Source organism: Rhodococcus sp. NPDC003348 (genome assembly GCF_053589375.1).
The window spans coordinates 25,529-41,875 of sequence record NZ_JBSFRT010000012.1 but is presented as its reverse complement, the minus strand read 5'-3'; the positions used below and the strand labels follow the sequence as shown (position 1 = coordinate 41,875).

At 72.1% G+C, this 16,347-nt stretch carries 15 protein-coding genes; 9 read left to right on the top strand and 6 right to left on the bottom strand.

The window, feature by feature from the left end; translation table 11 throughout:
• Positions 1 to 54: 54 nt before the first annotated feature.
• Both ACWDU4_RS10530 and ACWDU4_RS10525 read right to left on the bottom strand, forming a co-directional pair.
• Positions 55 to 2,430: a DUF6049 family protein gene (locus ACWDU4_RS10530; protein ID WP_450113843.1), complete on the bottom strand. Its 2,376-nt coding sequence runs from the start codon at positions 2,428 to 2,430 to the stop codon at positions 55 to 57.
• A complete protein-coding gene (locus tag ACWDU4_RS10525) occupies positions 2,427 to 3,008 on the bottom strand; it encodes an NUDIX hydrolase (RefSeq protein ID WP_450113842.1) in 582 nt (193 codons plus the stop codon). Before ACWDU4_RS10525 ends, ACWDU4_RS10530 begins: the two co-directional genes overlap by 4 nt.
• A 103-nt stretch (positions 3,009 to 3,111) precedes the next feature.
• Here ACWDU4_RS10525 and ACWDU4_RS10520 point away from each other — a divergent pair, with 103 nt between their 5' ends.
• On the top strand, positions 3,112 to 4,557 hold the full coding sequence (locus ACWDU4_RS10520; RefSeq protein ID WP_450113841.1) for a CCA tRNA nucleotidyltransferase: 1,446 nt from the start codon (positions 3,112 to 3,114) through the stop codon (positions 4,555 to 4,557).
• On the opposite strand, the gene ACWDU4_RS10515 is transcribed toward ACWDU4_RS10520, so the two are convergent.
• Together ACWDU4_RS10515 and ACWDU4_RS10510 are read right to left on the bottom strand one after the other, a co-directional pair.
• Positions 4,554 to 5,393 (bottom strand): sulfurtransferase, encoded by an 840-nt coding sequence (locus ACWDU4_RS10515; protein ID WP_450113840.1) that lies wholly within the window; start codon positions 5,391 to 5,393, stop codon positions 4,554 to 4,556. The genes ACWDU4_RS10520 and ACWDU4_RS10515 overlap by 4 nt on opposite strands.
• A gap of 22 nt (positions 5,394 to 5,415) precedes the next feature.
• Positions 5,416 to 6,984, bottom strand: coding sequence for a DUF4185 domain-containing protein (locus tag ACWDU4_RS10510; protein WP_450113839.1), 1,569 nt, complete (start codon positions 6,982 to 6,984; stop codon positions 5,416 to 5,418).
• A gap of 156 nt (positions 6,985 to 7,140) precedes the next feature.
• Here ACWDU4_RS10510 and ACWDU4_RS10505 point away from each other — a divergent pair, with 156 nt between their 5' ends.
• Positions 7,141 to 7,647, top strand: coding sequence for a hypothetical protein (locus ACWDU4_RS10505; protein WP_450113838.1), 507 nt, complete (start codon positions 7,141 to 7,143; stop codon positions 7,645 to 7,647).
• 36 nt (positions 7,648 to 7,683) lie between these two features.
• Here the strand turns inward: ACWDU4_RS10505 and ACWDU4_RS10500 are convergent, their stop codons facing one another.
• Both ACWDU4_RS10500 and ACWDU4_RS10495 read right to left on the bottom strand, forming a co-directional pair.
• Positions 7,684 to 9,018 carry a hypothetical protein gene (locus ACWDU4_RS10500; RefSeq protein WP_450113926.1) on the bottom strand — a complete coding sequence of 445 codons (1,335 nt, stop codon included), beginning with the start codon at positions 9,016 to 9,018 and terminating at the stop codon, positions 7,684 to 7,686.
• Positions 9,019 to 9,052: 34 nt separating this feature from the next.
• Complete coding sequence (locus ACWDU4_RS10495) at positions 9,053 to 10,036, bottom strand: NAD-dependent epimerase/dehydratase family protein (protein WP_450113837.1); 984 nt, start codon at positions 10,034 to 10,036, stop codon at positions 9,053 to 9,055.
• Between the two features lie 147 nt (positions 10,037 to 10,183).
• Here ACWDU4_RS10495 and ACWDU4_RS10490 point away from each other — a divergent pair, with 147 nt between their 5' ends.
• The 7 genes from ACWDU4_RS10490 to ACWDU4_RS10460 all read left to right on the top strand — a co-directional run bounded on the left by ACWDU4_RS10490 (position 10,184) and on the right by ACWDU4_RS10460 (position 16,330).
• Positions 10,184 to 10,876: a TetR/AcrR family transcriptional regulator gene (locus ACWDU4_RS10490; protein ID WP_450113836.1), complete on the top strand. Its 693-nt coding sequence runs from the start codon at positions 10,184 to 10,186 to the stop codon at positions 10,874 to 10,876.
• Between the two features lie 56 nt (positions 10,877 to 10,932).
• Positions 10,933 to 11,538: a YqgE/AlgH family protein gene (locus tag ACWDU4_RS10485; protein ID WP_450113835.1), complete on the top strand. Its 606-nt coding sequence runs from the start codon at positions 10,933 to 10,935 to the stop codon at positions 11,536 to 11,538.
• A gap of 81 nt (positions 11,539 to 11,619) precedes the next feature.
• Positions 11,620 to 12,126 (top strand): sigma-70 family RNA polymerase sigma factor, encoded by a 507-nt coding sequence (locus ACWDU4_RS10480; protein ID WP_450113834.1) that lies wholly within the window; start codon positions 11,620 to 11,622, stop codon positions 12,124 to 12,126.
• Complete coding sequence (locus ACWDU4_RS10475; protein WP_450113833.1) at positions 12,123 to 12,878, top strand: anti-sigma factor family protein; 756 nt, start codon at positions 12,123 to 12,125, stop codon at positions 12,876 to 12,878. The genes ACWDU4_RS10480 and ACWDU4_RS10475 overlap by 4 nt, the downstream gene beginning before the upstream one ends.
• 94 nt (positions 12,879 to 12,972) lie before the next feature.
• Positions 12,973 to 14,640 (top strand): thiamine pyrophosphate-binding protein, encoded by a 1,668-nt coding sequence (locus ACWDU4_RS10470; protein WP_450113832.1) that lies wholly within the window; start codon positions 12,973 to 12,975, stop codon positions 14,638 to 14,640.
• Positions 14,637 to 15,314, top strand: coding sequence for an SRPBCC family protein (locus ACWDU4_RS10465; protein ID WP_450113831.1), 678 nt, complete (start codon positions 14,637 to 14,639; stop codon positions 15,312 to 15,314). The genes ACWDU4_RS10470 and ACWDU4_RS10465 overlap by 4 nt, the downstream gene beginning before the upstream one ends.
• On the top strand, positions 15,311 to 16,330 hold the full coding sequence (locus ACWDU4_RS10460) for a 3-oxoacyl-ACP synthase III family protein (protein WP_450113830.1): 1,020 nt from the start codon (positions 15,311 to 15,313) through the stop codon (positions 16,328 to 16,330). The genes ACWDU4_RS10465 and ACWDU4_RS10460 overlap by 4 nt, the downstream gene beginning before the upstream one ends.
• Positions 16,331 to 16,347 lie beyond the last annotated feature (17 nt).

The following is a 16,347-nucleotide window of genomic DNA, read 5'->3' as shown; positions in this document are numbered from 1 at the left end:
CCGGTTGCCGCGCCTGCTCCGGGCCGGTGCCCGGTGGTCGTCGCGTGCTGCCCGTCATCGGCCTTCGTACCCTTCGTCCGCTGGGTCCGGCTGACCCCGGAACCGGTGCCAGAGCCGCCGTCCCGCAAGCAACAACAGTAATGTGCCCGCGCCGCCGGTGATGATCGCCAGCAACTTGCCGTACGAGTTGGAGCGGACCGAGACGGAGGTCGATTCGCCCAATTCGCGGCCGTTCGCGGTGGTCAGTGCCACGTCGACGACCATCTTGCCGGTCTCCGTCACTTTTGCCGGGACCTGGAGCGCGCGGCTGCCGCGCGCAGGCAGCTGCTGGTCGCCGATGTCGGTGATCGTCATGCCCGGCGGTGCCGACAGCCGCAACCGCACGGTGATGCCGACCGGCAGGTCGTTGCGGGCGACGAACAGCAGTGGGCTCTGCTCGGAGGCGAGGGTGTACGCGCCACCTGGGGCGAGCACCGTCACCGAACCGTAGATCCGGCCGAGCGCGGCCTGCACCTGCGTGACCCGCTGTTCCGCGTCGATCGTCGCGACGTTCCGGTCGGCGTCGCGGCGCCCCGCGGTGCTCATCGCGCGAAGCAGGTCTTCCTCGAGCGGTCCGGTGAAATCGGTCGGGGTCAGCGCGGACTGGGGTTCGTACACCAGTGTCTCGGTCAGCGCGTCGATCTCGGGGGCCGCCGCGGTGACGTCCGTGGCGACCGCCGCCGGGGCGCCGTCCGCGGCCGCCTGGTCCGGGTAGTCGAGCTGCAGCGGCGGTGGCGCTGCGGGAAGGTCGAGCAGGTCAGGCACGGAACGGGAGGTCGCCAGCCCGGACCGCAGCATCGTCGACACCGTGGACAGCACCGCGCGGGCCTCGTCGCCGTCGGGTGTCCACTGCTGTGGCGGCACCAGCAGCAGGGAGCGGGGCGCCGCGTCGGCGAGCCGGGAGGCGGTGCTGCGGGCGGTCAACGATTCCCAGGTCATCGCTCCCAGGGCGTCCTGCAGGCGGGCGGTGCGGGAGTCGCCGGCCAGCTCGTAGCGGGCCGACTCCGGGGTGAACGTCGGGGTCTGCGGGCTCGCGCCGACGGCGGCCAACGCGGTGGCGGCGGCGACGTCGAACAGGGTCGCGTACAGCGGCCCGCCGTTGTTGCCACCCTCGAGTGGCACCTTCGCGACCGTGGTCGTGTCGGTGACCGCGTTCGCGGCCAGCAGTGTCGTCGGCCCCAGCCCCGGCAGGCCGGCGGCGGCGGCGGGGTCGAGCACGCCGGAGTCCGGCCACGTCAGACCCCGCACGGAGGTCACGCCGAGCACGCCGTCGACGATGTCGGCGGGCCGCTCGAGCGCGCGGGCGGTCAACGTCGCGTCGCCCACCCGGTGCAGTGCGGTCAGATCCGTCTGGGCGAACGGGACCGCGGTGACGCACATCCGGGACGCCAGGTCCCGGAGCCGGCCCAGCCACTCGCTCGCCGCGGTCTGCCCGGTGCCGTCGTGGGTGGGACCGGTCGGGTCGTCGGGGTCGTCGACGACGAGGTAGCCGCGGGTCATGTTGGCCACCGTGACCAGCAGGTCCGGGTCGACGGCCAGGCACATGCTCCGCCCGAGCTGGCGGTCGCGGTCCAGGTCCTCGCCGGTGGCGAAGTCGGCGGCCGCGACGAGCTGTTCGAGCCGGCCACCCTGTGCCAGCGACGTGGCCAGCTCGTCGTCGACGAGCCGCACCTTCTCGTCGTTGGACCCGGGGATCCCGGCCGCCAGCCGCGGGCGGTCGGCGAGTGGCCACATCAGGGTCACCGCGACGGGATCGGTGGTCGACGGGGGTACCGGCCCGGCATCCGGGTCGGACGGGTCGGCGGCATCCGGGTCGCGGGGCAGACCCAGGACCGGGAGCAGGAAGCGGGCGTCGTCGAGGCGGGCGGCCCCGCCGTACTCGGGGGTGCCGTTGACGTTCACCAGCAGCGGGTACACGCCGGGTTCGTCGATGTCCAGGGACGACGCGTCCGACGACCGGAGCGGCAACGCGACGGTGAAGCGGGCGGACTGGCCGATCTCGAGGCGGTCCCGGATCTCGGCGAACGGTCCGACGATGTCGAACTCGTCCTGGTCGGCGGCGAGCACGGTGCGCAGCCGGTCCGGTGTCGTCACCATCGGTGCCCGCTGCAACCGCACCTGGACGTCGGAGACCGCGCGATCGCCGACGTTGGCGACGGTGCCGGTGACCGTGACGGTCGGCGCGCTGGACGTGGTCACGGTGCTGGGGGTGACGGTGTCGACCGTCAGGGACACGAACTGCTGCGACTGCCCCGGGCGCGTGCCGGGCTGGGAAGTCGTCGGTGTCGTGGTCGTCGGAGCCGCGCCGGCGAGGGCGGGGGATCCGAGTGGGGCGGCGAGAGCCAGTGCAGTCAGGGTCGTCGCGGCAAGCCGACGTAGGGCCGTCCTCATCCGTTCTCTCGGGTCCCGTCGCCGACGTTCGAGGTGTCGTCACCGGTCGGGCCGGTGGCCATCCGTGCGATCAGCTCCCCGGCGACCTCCGCGAGCCGGCGTTCGTCCGCGTATGCGAGCCGGGACTCGAGCTCGGTCAGCGGCACCCACGCGACCTCGGTGACCTCGACGTCCTCGTCGGACAGTTCGCCACCCTGGAACCTCAGCAGGTAGTGATGCACGGTCTTGTGCACGCGCCGCCCCTCGGTGACGAACCAGTAGTCGATGCTGCCGAGCGAGGCGAGGATCGTGCCGCGGATTCCGGTCTCCTCCGCGACCTCACGCATCGCGGTCTGCTCGGCGGTCTCCCCCTGCTCGATGTGGCCCTTCGGCAGCGACCAGAGCAGTCGGCCGCGGCGGTCGGTGCGACCGATCAGTGCCGCGCACTGCAGTTCGCTCGGGCCGTCGAGCCCGTCGACGACGAGTCCGCCGGCGGACGTTTCCCGCACCGTGCGCATTCGCGGGTTCGGGCGGTCGCCGTGCCCACCGCGACGCCGCGGGTTGCGGCGGCTGCGGTTCGCGCGTTCGGCAGGAGACACCCAATCGATACTAGTTGTCGCGTGCGGGTGCTCCCGAATCCCACACCGGTGGACCGTCGGCGGGCTCGGGCCGTGGCTGCTCGGGTCGGTAAGCTGCACAGTCGTGGTTTCCCCAACTCCCGATGCCGAGCGTCGCGCGCGCCTGCTCGACGCAGCGACCGTCACCCTGCGCGGCCTGTCGGACGTGCTGACCCCGCTCGGGGCGCGCTTCGCCGACGCCGGGCACGAGCTGTACCTGGTCGGCGGCAGCGTGCGGGATGCGGTGCTCGGCCGGCTCGGCACCGACCTGGACTTCACCACCGACGCCCGGCCCGAGCAGGTGCAGGCGCTGCTGAAGGGGTGGGCGGACAACCAGTGGGACACCGGCATCGCCTTCGGGACGATCAGCGCGGCGAAGGCCGGTCAGCAGATCGAGATCACCACCTTCCGCACCGACGCCTACGACGGGGTGACCCGCAACCCGGAGGTCGCCTACGGCACCAGCCTCGACGAGGACCTGGTCCGCCGCGACTTCACCGTCAACGCGATGGCCGTGCGCATCGGCCCGGCCGGTGAGCAGGAGTTCGTCGACCCGCTCGGCGGGATGGACGCGCTGCTCGCCGGCGTCCTCGACACGCCGGCCGCCCCGGAGATCTCGTTCAACGACGATCCGCTGCGGATGCTGCGCGCCGCGCGGTTCGTCTCCCAGCTCGGCTTCACCCTGGCGCCCCGGGTGCACGACGCGATCGTCGCGATGGCCGACCAGATCGACCGGATCACCGCGGAACGGGTCCGCGCCGAACTCGACAAGCTGATCCTCGGCGAGTACCCGGGTGAGGGCATCGAGGTGATGTGCACGACGGGGCTCGCGGCCCGGGTGATGCCGGAGATCCCGGCGCTGACCCTCGAGATCGACGAGCACCACCAGCACAAGGACGTGTATCAGCATTCGCTGACGGTGCTGCAGCAGGCGATCGACCTCGAGGAGGGCGACCCGGACCTGGTGCTGCGCTGGGCGGCGATCCTGCACGACATCGGCAAGCCGGACACCAAACGCAACGAACCGGGCGGCGGGGTCAGCTTCCACCACCACGAGGTGGTCGGCGCGAAGATGGTGCGCAAGCGGATGCGGGCGCTCAAGTACTCGAAGCAGATGGTCGAGGACGTCTCCCGGCTGGTGTTCCTGCACCTGCGGTTCCACGGCTACGGCGACGGGCAGTGGACGGACTCGGCGGTGCGCCGCTACGTCACCGACGCCGGCGACCTGCTACCGAAGCTGAACAAGCTGGTGCGGGCGGACTGCACCACCCGGAACAAGCGGCGGGCCGCCAAGCTGCGGGCCAACTACGACGATCTCGAGGTGCGGATCGCGCGGATCGCGGAGCAGGAGGATCTGGCGCGGGTGCGCCCCGACCTCGACGGCAACGCGATCATGCAGTTGCTGGGCATCCCGGCGGGACCGGAGGTCGGCCAGGCGTGGACGTTCCTCAAGGAACTGCGCCTGGACCGTGGGCCCCTGCCCCGCGAGGAGGCCGAGGCCGAGCTGCTGAAGTGGTGGGCCGAGCGCTAACCGATCGGGCGGGCCGGGTCGGAGGTCCATTCCGACCAGGAGCCCGGGAACAGCGCCGCGTCGATCCCGGCGAGCCGCAGCGCGACGATCAGCTGGCTGGCATTGATGCCGGAGCCGCAGTACGCGGCCACGGGCCGGGAGCCGTCGATTCCGGCTCGGGCGAAGCGGGCCCGCAGCTCGTCGGCAGACCGGAACCGGCCGTCGGCGGCGAGGACCTCCGTCGCGGGGACGTTCACCGCACCCGGGATGTGACCCGCGACCGGATCGATCGGCTCGACCTCGCCGCGGTAGCGCTCACCGGCCCTGGCGTCGACCAGCACCCCGTCGCGGGCCCGGTCCGCGGCCCCGTTGGCCGTGGTGGTCGGCAGCGCCGCGGCGGACAGGTCCGTTGCCGTGAAGGCGATGTCGCCGATCTCCGGTTCGTGGGAGCCGGTCTGGACGGCCCCTCCCGCGGACAGCCAGGCCGCCCAGCCGCCGTCGAGGACGGTGACCTCGGGGACGCCTGCGGCGGTGAGCAGCCACCAGGCGCGCGAGGCGGGCACGTTGTTCCAGTCGTCGTAGACCACCACGGGAACGCCCGCGCGGACGCCCCACCGACGCGCGGCCTCCGCGAGCCGGCCGCCGCTCGGCAGCGGATGCCGGCCGCGGCCGGGGACGCCGTGGTCGCTGAGCTCGGACTCCAGGTCCACATATGCCGCACCCGGAATGTGACCGTCGTCGAACTCGGTTCGCCCGTCCGGCCGGTCGATCCGCCATCGGACGTCGAGGATCACGATGTCCTCCCCTCGACCGAGCCGGGTCAGCAGATCGGCGGGGGCGATGATGTCGGCTGTCATCGCACCAGTGTGCCCTCGCCGGTCAGTTCAGCTGCGCGCGCATGAGATAGACGTTGTAGCTGTCCCATTCGGACATCGTGAAGTACAGGTCGTGTTCGGTGGACCAGGGGTGGATGAAGCCGCCGTACATCGCGGGGTAGTCGGCGGACCGGACGACGGGGACGCCCTTGGTCCAGGTGCCCTGCGGACTCGTCGACTGCCGCAGGACGATCGCGCCTGCGACGGTGTCGAGGTAGCTCATCTGCCACAGCCCGCGCGCCTCGTCGTATCGCACCGACAGTTCGGCGGCGGTGTCGTGCAGGATCGGGGTGGGCCACTTCTCCCCCACCGGCGTCCACTCGCCGTTGACCCAGTACTGGTAGGCGGTCTTGTTGAGCACCTGGTCCTTCGCCACCCGGGCCACCGCGACGGTGCCGAGCCGGCCGTTGGGGGTACCGAACAGGTAGACGTGGTCACCGGCCGGAACCATGCTCGCGACCTGGAAGTTGTTGAGCCCGAAGATGTTCTCCCATCGGGCGTACGGATCCTTGGTCCAGGTCCGGCCGTTGTCGTCGGAGTAGGCGATCCCGCCGTAGTTCGTGTACCAGAGTCCGGGGACGACGCTCCAGCGCCGGACGGACATGTAGCTCATGTACTGCCGGTCGCCGAGCGCGAAGCCGGAGGTGGGGATGGTGGTGGTCTCCCAGTTCTTGATCTTGCGGCTGCCGAGTACCTCGGCGGCGTGGCAGCGGCTGTCCTGCACCATCGAGTCGATGGTCAGCCCGTCGGACAGGTCGCGGTCGGTGCTGTGTCCCACCACGTTCGAGCGCCAGTCGGTGCCGTTGGCTCCGGGCGGGGTCCAGTCCTTGCCGAAGGTGTCGCCGAACGCGATCGTCACCTCTCCGGGCTTGGACTCCCAGGTGATGCCCAGGTCCGTGCCGTTGACCTGCCAGCGCTTGTCGGTGCGGTTGATCGAACCATGTCCGGTCAGCTGCGCGACCAGGGAAGTGGATTCGACGCTCGCCGCGGGCGGGGCGGCGGTCACCGGTGCCGGTTCGACGGGCGGCGACTGCGGTGCCGGCGCCGGAGGAAGCGGCTCGGACGGACCGGGACCGGGAACGGGAATCGGGATCGGCTCGGGGTCGGGGGTGATCGAGAACCGCGGCACCGACGACCCGTTCGACCCGAGGGACGACCCGAAGGACGAGCCGGTCGACCCGAGTCCCGACGACTCCGGCCCCGACGATTCCGATCCCGACGACGCCGAACCCGACGAGCCGGGGTCGCCGTCCGGTCCCTCGGGCGCAGGGTCGGTCAGATCCGGGCAGGGGTCGGCGCACGGGTCGGCGGGCAACGGCGCCTGCGGTACGCGGGTCTGGTCCTGCGGCGGGTCGGGCACCGGCACCGGCACGATCTGCGGCCACGGGTACCGGATGTCGATGTTGCCGGGGAGGGCCGGTCCGCCCCCGGCGGCCGCGGATGGGTCGAAACCGGTTTCACCGCAGGCGTTGGTCGGTACACTCGGGGCCGCGGACGCCGACGGTGCGGCCAGCAGTGATCCCGATGTGACGAGCGCGAGCGCACACAGCGGTGCTCCGATCCGGCGGTACATCGAGCCCCCTCTTCGGTCGGGTGGCCGTGACGGCCGGTCGGGCGAACGTGCGAGTCGAATCTAACAGCGCACGCCGAGACTCTCGCGCCGCGTCGACCGTTCGACCGACAGTGCGGCGGAGCGGAACCGGCCGCGGCCGTAGTGCGTCCTACCCGTATGGACCTGGTGGAGTACGTCTTTGGAACGGGCGTCGACGACCCGCACGAGTGGGTGTCGACGGCGGACCTCGACCTGGGCGAGCCCGGCGGGCCGGACGCCGTCGCGCTCGACTTCGACGGGGACGGCCTGTGCGACGATGCGCTGTGGGATCGCGATGGTGACGGGGTGGCCGAGTTCTCCGTCCTCGACGCCGGAGCGGAGTCGGTGCGATTCTTCACCGATCCCGACGGGTCGGGCACGTGGGCGGTCGAGGTCGACTCACCGACACCTCGGGGCAACCCGGTCCCGGCCGAATCCCCTGCCGCGGGGTCGCCGGAAGACACTCCGCTCGACACCGACGGCGACGGCACGGTCGACGCGGTGCTCGCGACCCGGGGCAGCGTCACCGAACTACAGGTCGACACCGATGCAGACGGCGGCATGGATCTGCTGCTGGTGGACTCGGACGGGGACGGACTGCTCGATGTCTCGGGGGCAGGCCGCCCGGTGAGTGAAACATACTGAGAAAGCCCTGTTTTCACGGGCGATGGTGATGGGGGTTCAACCGGTGCGACGCGAGTTCGCGGCCACCGCGACGAGACCGAGCGTGTAGACGCCGACCCCGGCGTACACCAGCGCGGGGGTGCGGCCGTCGGGGGCGATAACCGTCGCCGCCGCGGCGAGCGCGGCGAGGAAAGCGATGTTGAAGACGGTGTCCTGGAGCGCGAAGACCTGACCGCGCCGGGTGTCGTCGATGTCGATCTGCATGGCTGCGTCCCCGGTGAGCTTGACGGTCTGCCCGGCGAGGCCGAGCAGGAACGCCCCGATCAGCAGTGACTGCTGGGTCAGGGCCGCGATGAGGGTCGCCTGGACGACGAGGGCGGTGGTCAGGCCGAGCACCACGGTGCGGGTGCGCCCGATCCGAGGGATCAGCAACGGGGTCGCGACGGCGGCGAGCAGCATTCCCGCCGCGGTTGCGCCGACGGCCACTCCGAAACCGGCCAGCCCGCCGGGCAGTGCGCCCTCGGCCGCCGGTGCCCGCAGCAACAGCACCATGATCAGTGTGTCGATTCCGAACACGATGCGGTGCGCGCCGATTCCGGTCATCGCAGTTGTGACGCCGGGCGCCTGCCACACCGCGGTGGCCCCGACACGGAGCCCCGCGGCCACCGCCCGCGCCGCGGCGGCGGTGCCGCCCACACCTGAGGCGGCGGTGCCGCCCACACCTGAGGCGGCGGTGCCGCCCACACCCCCCGCCGCCGCGGAGCCCGCCACCACGGAGGTGGCGCCGGGCCCGAGGCGGTGCGGGGCGAATCCGGCGGCGGCGACTGCGCCGACCACGGAGCCGAGTGCCGCGACCGCCACCGCGATCCCGGAGCTGCGGTCGCTGCTGCCGAGCAGGCCGATCACGGTCACCGCGGCGCCCGCACCGGCGGCGGAGACGCCGGAGCCGACGGTCGCGAGCACGGAATTGGTGGACACCAGCCAGGATTGGCGCACGACGTGCGGCAGGGACGCGGACACGCCGGCGAGGACGAACCGGCTCACCCCGACGGCGGCGAGGGCGAGGAGCAGGATCGGTGGATTCGGCGCGCCGGCGAGCAGACATCCCGCGGTGGCGAGGATCAGGGTGCCCCGCAAAAGATTTGCCCATTTCAGTACGGCCCGCCGGTCCCAGCGGTCGAGTAGTGCGCCGGCGAAAGGGCCGATCAGTGAGTAGGGCAGCAGCAGGACCGCGAACCCGGCGGCGATGGCAAGGGGGTCGGTGTTCCGTTCGGGGTTGAACAGGATCGCCCCGCCGAGCGCGGCCTGGAACATGCCGTCACCGAACTGGCTGGCGAAGCGCACCGTGACGAGGCGGCCGAGGCCGGGGGTGGCGCGGATCGCCGCGCGCAGCCGGTGGTGCGGGCGTCCGGTTTCATCCGGTACGTCAGTGTTGCCCGCCGGAGTGTTGCCCACGGCCGGACCCTACCGCGACGGGCGCGGAGCCACGGTCCCGCCACCAGGCCACGGTGGTGGCCGCGGCCTCGGGCAGTGGGGTCGGCGTCAGGCCGAGCAGACGTTCGCTGCGGGTCGAGTCCAGAACGAAGGGCCGCTCGAACTGGTAGAGCATCTCGGCGAGTTCGCGGGTCGGTCCGTGCACCCGGCCGACCGCGCGCAGTGCCCAGCCCGGCAGCACGCCGACCTTCGGGTCCTCGACCCCGGCCGCGTCCGCGAACGCCTGCACCATCTGCCGCTGGGTCACCGCCGGTCCGGTCGGGGCGTGCAGCACCGAGTTCCACAGGTCCCGGTTGTCGGCGGCGGCGATCATCGCGGCGGCGAGGTCGGGCACGTAGGTGAACGAGTGCGGCACGTCGAGGGCGCCCATCACCCGGATCCGGCGGCCGGCGAGCAGCGTCGCGACCATCCGTTCGCCGCCGTGGGCCATCAGGGCGTGGGGGCCGAAGAAGTCGGAGGCGGCGACGCTGACGGTCGGGGTCGCGGACCGCTCCCGGGCCCGCAGGAGCTCCGCGCGGATTCCGAGCTTGCCGGTGGTTGCGGTGCGCGGGGTGTGCTCGGTGATCGGGCCGTCGACCGGCCCGTACGAGTACAGGCTCTCCGGGAACACCACGACCGCGCCGGCGCGGCCGGCGGCATCCAGCACCGCGGCCTCGGTGGACGGCAGCTCGCGGCGCCAGGCGGCCGCGGAGTAGGCGGATCCGTGGGTGCAGTGGAACACCGCGGCGGCGCCGTCGAGCGCGTCGTCGAGGGCGCCCGGCACCGAGACGTCGACGCGGCGGCGCTCGATCGCGGGGTGACCGGGGCCGGAACCGGACCGGGTGAGCAGGCGAACCCGGTCGCCGCGATCGGCGAGTCGGGTGGCCACGGCCCAGCCGACCGGTCCGGCCCCGGTCACCACGTGCAGTGTCGACATGACGTTCTCCTCTGGTCGGGATTGCTGTCGGATTTCGACTTAGAGAGCACTGCTCTCGTTTTGAGAATGCACCCCCGCCGCGCCGGAGTCAAGAGCAGTGCTCTCAAAAGTTGACAGTGCTCACGCTCAGCGGTCAGGCTGAACGACGTGACCGCCACCCCCCGCCAGCGCGCCCGCGAACGGACCCTCGCCGACATCACCCGCATCGGCCGGGATCACCTGGCCCGCGACGGGGCGGCGGCGCTGTCGCTGCGCGCGGTCGCCCGCGACCTCGGTGTGGTGTCCTCGGCCGTGTACCGCTACGTCGCCAACCGGGACGACCTGCTGACCCTGCTGGTCGTCGAGTGCTACACCGAACTCGGCGACGCCGTCGACGCCGCGCTCGCCGCCGTCGACACCGAGGATGCGCCGGACCGGCTGCGGGCACTCGGGCACGCGGTCCGCGAATGGGCGCTCGGCGAACCCGCCGGCTACGCCCTGCTGTTCGGCAGCCCGGTGCCCGGCTACCACGCACCCGCGGAGCGGACCACCGGTCCCGGAACCCGGGTGATCACCGCGCTCGTCCGGATCGTCGAGGACGCCCACCGCGCCGGAACCCTGCGCGCGATGCCCTCCCCGCCGGTGGCCGAGTCGCTGCGTCGCGACGCCCGGCGCATCCGCGCGGAGCTGGGCCTCGACCTGCCGGACGAGGCGCTGGCCAGGGCGGTGCTGCTGTGGGTGTCACTGTTCGGCGCCGTGGGGTTCGAGGTGTTCGGGCAGTACGGCACCGACACGTTCTCCGATCCGCGGGCACTGTTCGATCACCACCTGACCGTGCTCGCCGACACGGTCGGCCTGTAGCGGAGGGCCGCCTCGGCCAGGACACGGGTCGGCTCCTGCGGTGCAATGATTGTGCGGTGGATCCCGCAGACGAACCCGACGACCGCACGGCCTCGACGGAACCCGTGGTGCGGCCGGGCAGCCTGCTGGTCTCCGCCACCGACCTGACCGAACCGGCCTTCCGGCGCACGGTCGTCTACGTCATCGAGCACAACGAGGCGGGCAGCCTCGGCGTCGTCCTCAACCGGCCCAGCGAGGCCGCCGTGCACACCGTCCTGCCGCAGTGGGCCGAGTTGTGCACCCGCCCGAAGGCCCTCCACGTCGGCGGCCCGGTCAAGCTCGACTCCGCCCTGTGCCTGGCCACGCTGCGGACCGGCGCGAACATCGACGGCGTTCACGGCCTGCGCCGGGTCCACGGCCGCGTGGTGATGGTGGATCTCGACAGCGACCCCGACCAGGTGGGCAGCCACATCGAGGGACTCCGGGTGTTCGCCGGATACTCCGGGTGGACGATGGGTCAGCTCGACGGTGAACTGCAGCGCGACGACTGGATGGTCGTCTCCGCGTTGCCGTCCGACGTGATCGGACCGCCGCGCGTGGACCTGTGGGCGCAGGTTCTGCGCAGACAACCGCTCCCGCTCTCGCTGCTCGCCACCCACCCGATCGAGGTCGATCGCAACTGATCCGGCAGCGACACCTGTAACCCGTAGAACCCTCCTGAACCGAACCGGTCCCGATACCGTGGTCCGGTCGGGAGGAGACGGATGCCGCAGGATCAGGCGGAACTGATGCGTGTCCTGTACGGGGAGCACGCGGCGGCGCTGTGGCGGTACGCGATGAGACTGACCGGTGATCGGGTCCAGGCGGAGGACATCGTCCAGGAGACGTTGCTCCGCGCCTGGCAGCGGCCCCGGATCCTCGACCAGAGCGAGCGGTCCGCGCGGGCCTGGCTGTTCACCGTCGCCCGGAATCTGGTCGTCGACTCGAGCCGCAGTGCCCGGGCGAAACGGGAGTTCGGCACCGACAGTCCCCCGGAGCAGGCGACACCGGACGCCTCCGAGGCCGCCCTCGACTCCTGGCTGATCGCGGATGCGCTCGCCCAGCTCAGCCCCGACCACCGCGCCGTGCTGGTCCGGTCCTACTACCGCGGCATGTCGACGCGCCAGATCGCCGACGACCTCGACATCCCGGACGGCACCGTCAAGTCGCGGCTGCACTACGCACTGCGCGCCCTTCGGCTGGCGCTGCAGGAGATGGGGGTGACACCGTGACCACCGACCCGGACGTCTACGCGGACTGGGACGCTGCCTACGTGCTCGGCTCCCTCGACGCCGACGACCGCCGTGCCTACGAGGAGCACCTCGGCGGTTGCGACCGGTGTGCGCTGGCCGTCGCCGAGGTCGCCGGGCTGCCTGCGCTGCTCGGGAAGGTGCCCGCCGCCACGGCACTCGGACTCGATGCACCCTCGCCGGCGGGTCCGACGCCGATCCCGCTGCGCGGGGACGCTGCCGGAGACCCGCCGCCCGACCTGCTGCCGAGACTGATGGCGGCGACCCGTCCGCGGCGGCACTGGGGCCGGGCCGCGGCGATCGGGGTGGGTGCGGCGGCCGCGGCGGCCGCGCTGGCGGCGGCCGTGACGTTGCTGCCGACCGAGCCGACCGGTCCGTCGCCGAACATGCCGCAGGGCCCGTCGGCGCCGGTGACGGCGCAGGCCATGGAGCCGGTCGTGCCCAGCTCGGTGACCGCCGAGGTGTCGGTGATCGCGCAGTCGTGGGGCAGCCGAATCGACGTGGTCTGCCGCTACGAGGCCCCGCCCGGCGGCGGATACGGGACCGAACGGTCCGACTACGAGCTGATCCTCACCGACCACAGCGGCACCCGCACCACCCTGGCCACCTGGTCCGCCGCGGCCGGGGAAACGGTGACGCCGTCGGCGACGACGAGCGTGCCGATGCTGTGGATCGAACGTGTCGACATCCGCTCGGTGACAACCGATCAGGTGATCCTGACCAGCACCTTCTGACGGATCCCGGCGCGGTTCACGACAGGTGTGAACCGTTCGACGCCGACGTTCGTGTCCCTCGGTGAAGCACTGGGGCCGGGCACGGGAGGTGTCGATGACGGTGACACGGGTGGTCGACCACCTCGTCGAATCGCTCGCCGACTTCGGGGTCCGGCACGTGTTCGGGGTGGACGGGGCCAACATCGAGGATCTGTACGACGCCCTGTCCCGCTGTGGCGCGCCGATCACCGGTGTGGTCGCCAAGCACGAGTTCGCGGCCGCGACGATGGCCGACGGTGCCGCGCGCAGCACCGGACGGCTCGGCGTGGTCGCCGCCACCTCCGGTGGCGGCGCGCTGAACCTGGTGGCCGGGCTCGGGGAGGCGTTCGCGTCACGGGTGCCGGTCCTCGCCCTGGTCGGTCAGCCGCCGCGAACGCTGGAAGGCGTTGGAGCGTTCCAGGATTCGAGTGGACGCGCCGGATCGCTGGACGCGGTCCGGCTGTTCGCCGAGGTGTCCCGGTACTGCGCGCGGGTCGAGCGGGCCGGAGATCTCGCCGACCAGCTGTCCCGGGCGGTGTCCGCGGCCACGCGCGGCGGCCCGGCGGTGCTGCTGCTCCCGAAAGACGTCCAGCAGTCCGCCGCCGACCCGACGTCCCGGCGGCCGATCGACCCGAGACCCGCACGCGCCCTGGACAAACCGGGAATCGCGCGAGTCGCGCGCGCCGCGGGGCGGGCGCGTCGACGCGGCAAGATCCTGGTTCTCGCCGGCGACGAGGTCGCGCGGGCCGACGCCCGCGGTGAGCTCGCGGATCTGGTCCGCGTGCTCGACGCCGCGGTCGCGGTCACGCCCGACGGAAAGGACACGGTGGATCCGCGCACCCGCGGATTCTGCGGGGTCGCGGGCGTCATGGGACACCCCGAGGTCCTCGACGCCCTGAACTGTGCGCAGCTGTGCCTGCTGGTCGGCACCCGGATGCCGGTTCTCGCCCGGACCGGCCTGGACGAGGGGCTGCGCGGCTCGGTGGTCGCGTCCCTCGGGTCCGTGCCCCCTTACCTGCCGTCCACCCATGCCGTCTCCGTCGACCTGCGGGCGTCGCTCCGCCGCCTCACCGCGCTGCTCGGACCCGTCCCGGGCCCCCCGGTCGACGGCCCGCCGCTGTGCTCGGTCGGGCTGCCCGTACCGGAGGCCACCGGTCCGGGGCTGCGCTACCGGGACGCGATGGCCGCCCTGGACCGGCACCTGCCGGCCGGTGCGGACGTGTTCGTCGATGCCGGGAACACCGGTGCGGCGGCCGTGCACCACCTGCCGGTGCGACGCGGCGGCAGGTTCGTCGTCGCGCTCGGCATGGGCGGCATGGGCTACGCCTTCGGTGCCGGGATCGGGTCGGCGTTCGAGCGGCGGCGCCGCACCGTCGTGATCGCCGGGGACGGCGCCTTCTACATGCACGGCATGGAACTGCACACCGCGGTCCAGCATGCGCTGCCGGTCACGTTCGTCGTCTTCAACAACAACGCCCACGGGATGTGCGTGACACGCGAACGATTGCTGTTCCCGGACCGGTTCAGCCTCAACCGGTTCGCGCCGTCGTTCCTCGCCGCCGGCGTCGCCGCGATGTTCCCGACGGTGCCTGCCCATTCCGCGACCACGGTGGCCGAACTCGACGCCGCGCTGGCCGCCGTCGCCCTCGATACCGGACCGGCGTTCGTGGAGGTGCTCTGCGACCCGGACGAGACACCGCCGTTCCTGCCCTTCCTCCCCCACGAGCCCGGAGCCGCGTCATGACCGAGTCCCCCGCCGCCCTCGCGGACATCCCCGCCGACGCGCTGCCGACCGTGCACCGCATCGAGAACACCCCCGCCGAGGAGGCGCACCCGATGATCGCGGAGATGATGCACGCGGTGTACCCGCACGAGCAGATCTACGGCGACTATTGCAGCCTGCAGGGCTACGTCGACGCACCGCCGGGGCAGGTGTACGACTACCTGGCGCACACCCGCAGCCTGGAGGAGTGGACCTTCAGTCTCCGCGGCTTCGCCCGGATCGGCGGGGACGGACTGTGGCGCGGAAAGGATCTGCTCGGCAGCGGCGACACCGACATCTACACCCGCACCCACGTCTGCCCCGACGCGATGACCGTGGACTACCACTGCGCCTGGGACCAGGGCGAGCACCTGTGGATGATCTACCTGATGCGGGTCGTCGACGCCCAGCTGGTGCTCGACAAGGCGGGGTCCGTGGTGTTGTGGACCAACTGTCATCATCCGTTCTACGACCGGAATCCGTTCCCGGAGAAGGCCCTCGAGGGCCGCACGGCCTGGGTCGGTGACTATTGGGATGTCTTCTATCCCGGGCACCAGCTGGAACTGGACAACCTGACGCGGATCTGCGAGTACCGGCATGCGCACGGCCTGCCGGTCACCCCCGACTGGCTTCGATCGTCCGGGAGTGCGTCGTGAAGACCGTCAGCCTGGTGGACGTGGCGTCCTACCTTCCCGAGAACCGGGTCGGAGCGGACTATTTCGCGCAGTTCTCGAAACCGAGCAGGCTCGCGAACAGTCCCATGTTCCGGCCCCCGGCCTACCGGCACCACGTCGCGGACGGCGAGAGCGCGGTGGACATGGCGTGGCGTGCGGTCACCCCGCTGCGCGAGCGGTCCGGGGACGACGCGATGCGCGCCGTCGACGTGGTCCTCACCCACACCCAGCTGCCGGACCTGCCCGTGCAGGGCTGTGCCGGCGAACTCGCCTACCGGCTCGGCGCGAACCCGGACTGGGTGCTCGACGTGCACAACAGCGGGTGCGCGGCGTTCCCGTACATGATCCGGGTGGCCGAGCAGTTGCTGCAGCGGGACGGGCTGCGGTCGGCGCTGGTCGTCGCGATCCAGAACGCCGCCGGGCAGGTGTTCACCCAGACCACCGTGCGCTCGCAGCCGCAGGCCGCGATCCCCGGGGATGGTTGCGGCGCCGGTCTTCTCGTCGTCGACGACCGGGCCCCGGTCCTCGCGACCGCGTGCCGTTCGCAGGGGGAGTTTGCCCCGTCGCCCGCCGACGCTGACGTCGACCCGCCCCGCAAGTACTGGGAGCCGGGCGAAGGGCAGTTCCGGATCGCGTTCGACCAGAACAAGATCGCCCGCGTCTACGCGCGCGGCAACCGGATGGTTCCCGAGGTCGCGCAGGACGTGTGCCGGCAGCTGGGGGTGGCGCCGGATGCGGTGGACGTGTTCGTCACCAACCAGCCCAACCGGCTGTTCCTGCGGAACTGGCGTGAGGCCATGCAGTTGCCGGTCGAGCGGCATCCCGACACCTTCGACGAGTGCGGAAACCTGTTCGCCGCCGGGATCCCGGTCACCCTCGACACCGAGAACCGCGCCGGCCGGATCCCGAACGGCGCGCTCGTGGTGATGGCGGCGTTCGCGCACGCCGGAGACTTCGCAGGCGCCGCCGCCGTCCGCTGGGGCGCCGCCCCCGCCTGACCGAAACCCGACCGGCA

Coding starts and splice junctions, on each gene's coding strand:
- ACWDU4_RS10465 (WP_450113831.1), top strand. CDS start 14,637: ATGACCGAGTCCCCCGCCGCCCTCGCGGACATCCCCGCCGACGCGCTG.
- ACWDU4_RS10530 (WP_450113843.1), bottom strand. CDS start 2,430: ATGAGGACGGCCCTACGTCGGCTTGCCGCGACGACCCTGACTGCACTG.
- ACWDU4_RS10510 (WP_450113839.1), bottom strand. CDS start 6,984: ATGTACCGCCGGATCGGAGCACCGCTGTGTGCGCTCGCGCTCGTCACA.
- ACWDU4_RS10480 (WP_450113834.1), top strand. CDS start 11,620: ATGCCGCAGGATCAGGCGGAACTGATGCGTGTCCTGTACGGGGAGCAC.
- ACWDU4_RS10470 (WP_450113832.1), top strand. CDS start 12,973: ATGACGGTGACACGGGTGGTCGACCACCTCGTCGAATCGCTCGCCGAC.
- ACWDU4_RS10495 (WP_450113837.1), bottom strand. CDS start 10,036: ATGTCGACACTGCACGTGGTGACCGGGGCCGGACCGGTCGGCTGGGCC.
- ACWDU4_RS10505 (WP_450113838.1), top strand. CDS start 7,141: ATGGACCTGGTGGAGTACGTCTTTGGAACGGGCGTCGACGACCCGCAC.
- ACWDU4_RS10515 (WP_450113840.1), bottom strand. CDS start 5,393: ATGACAGCCGACATCATCGCCCCCGCCGATCTGCTGACCCGGCTCGGT.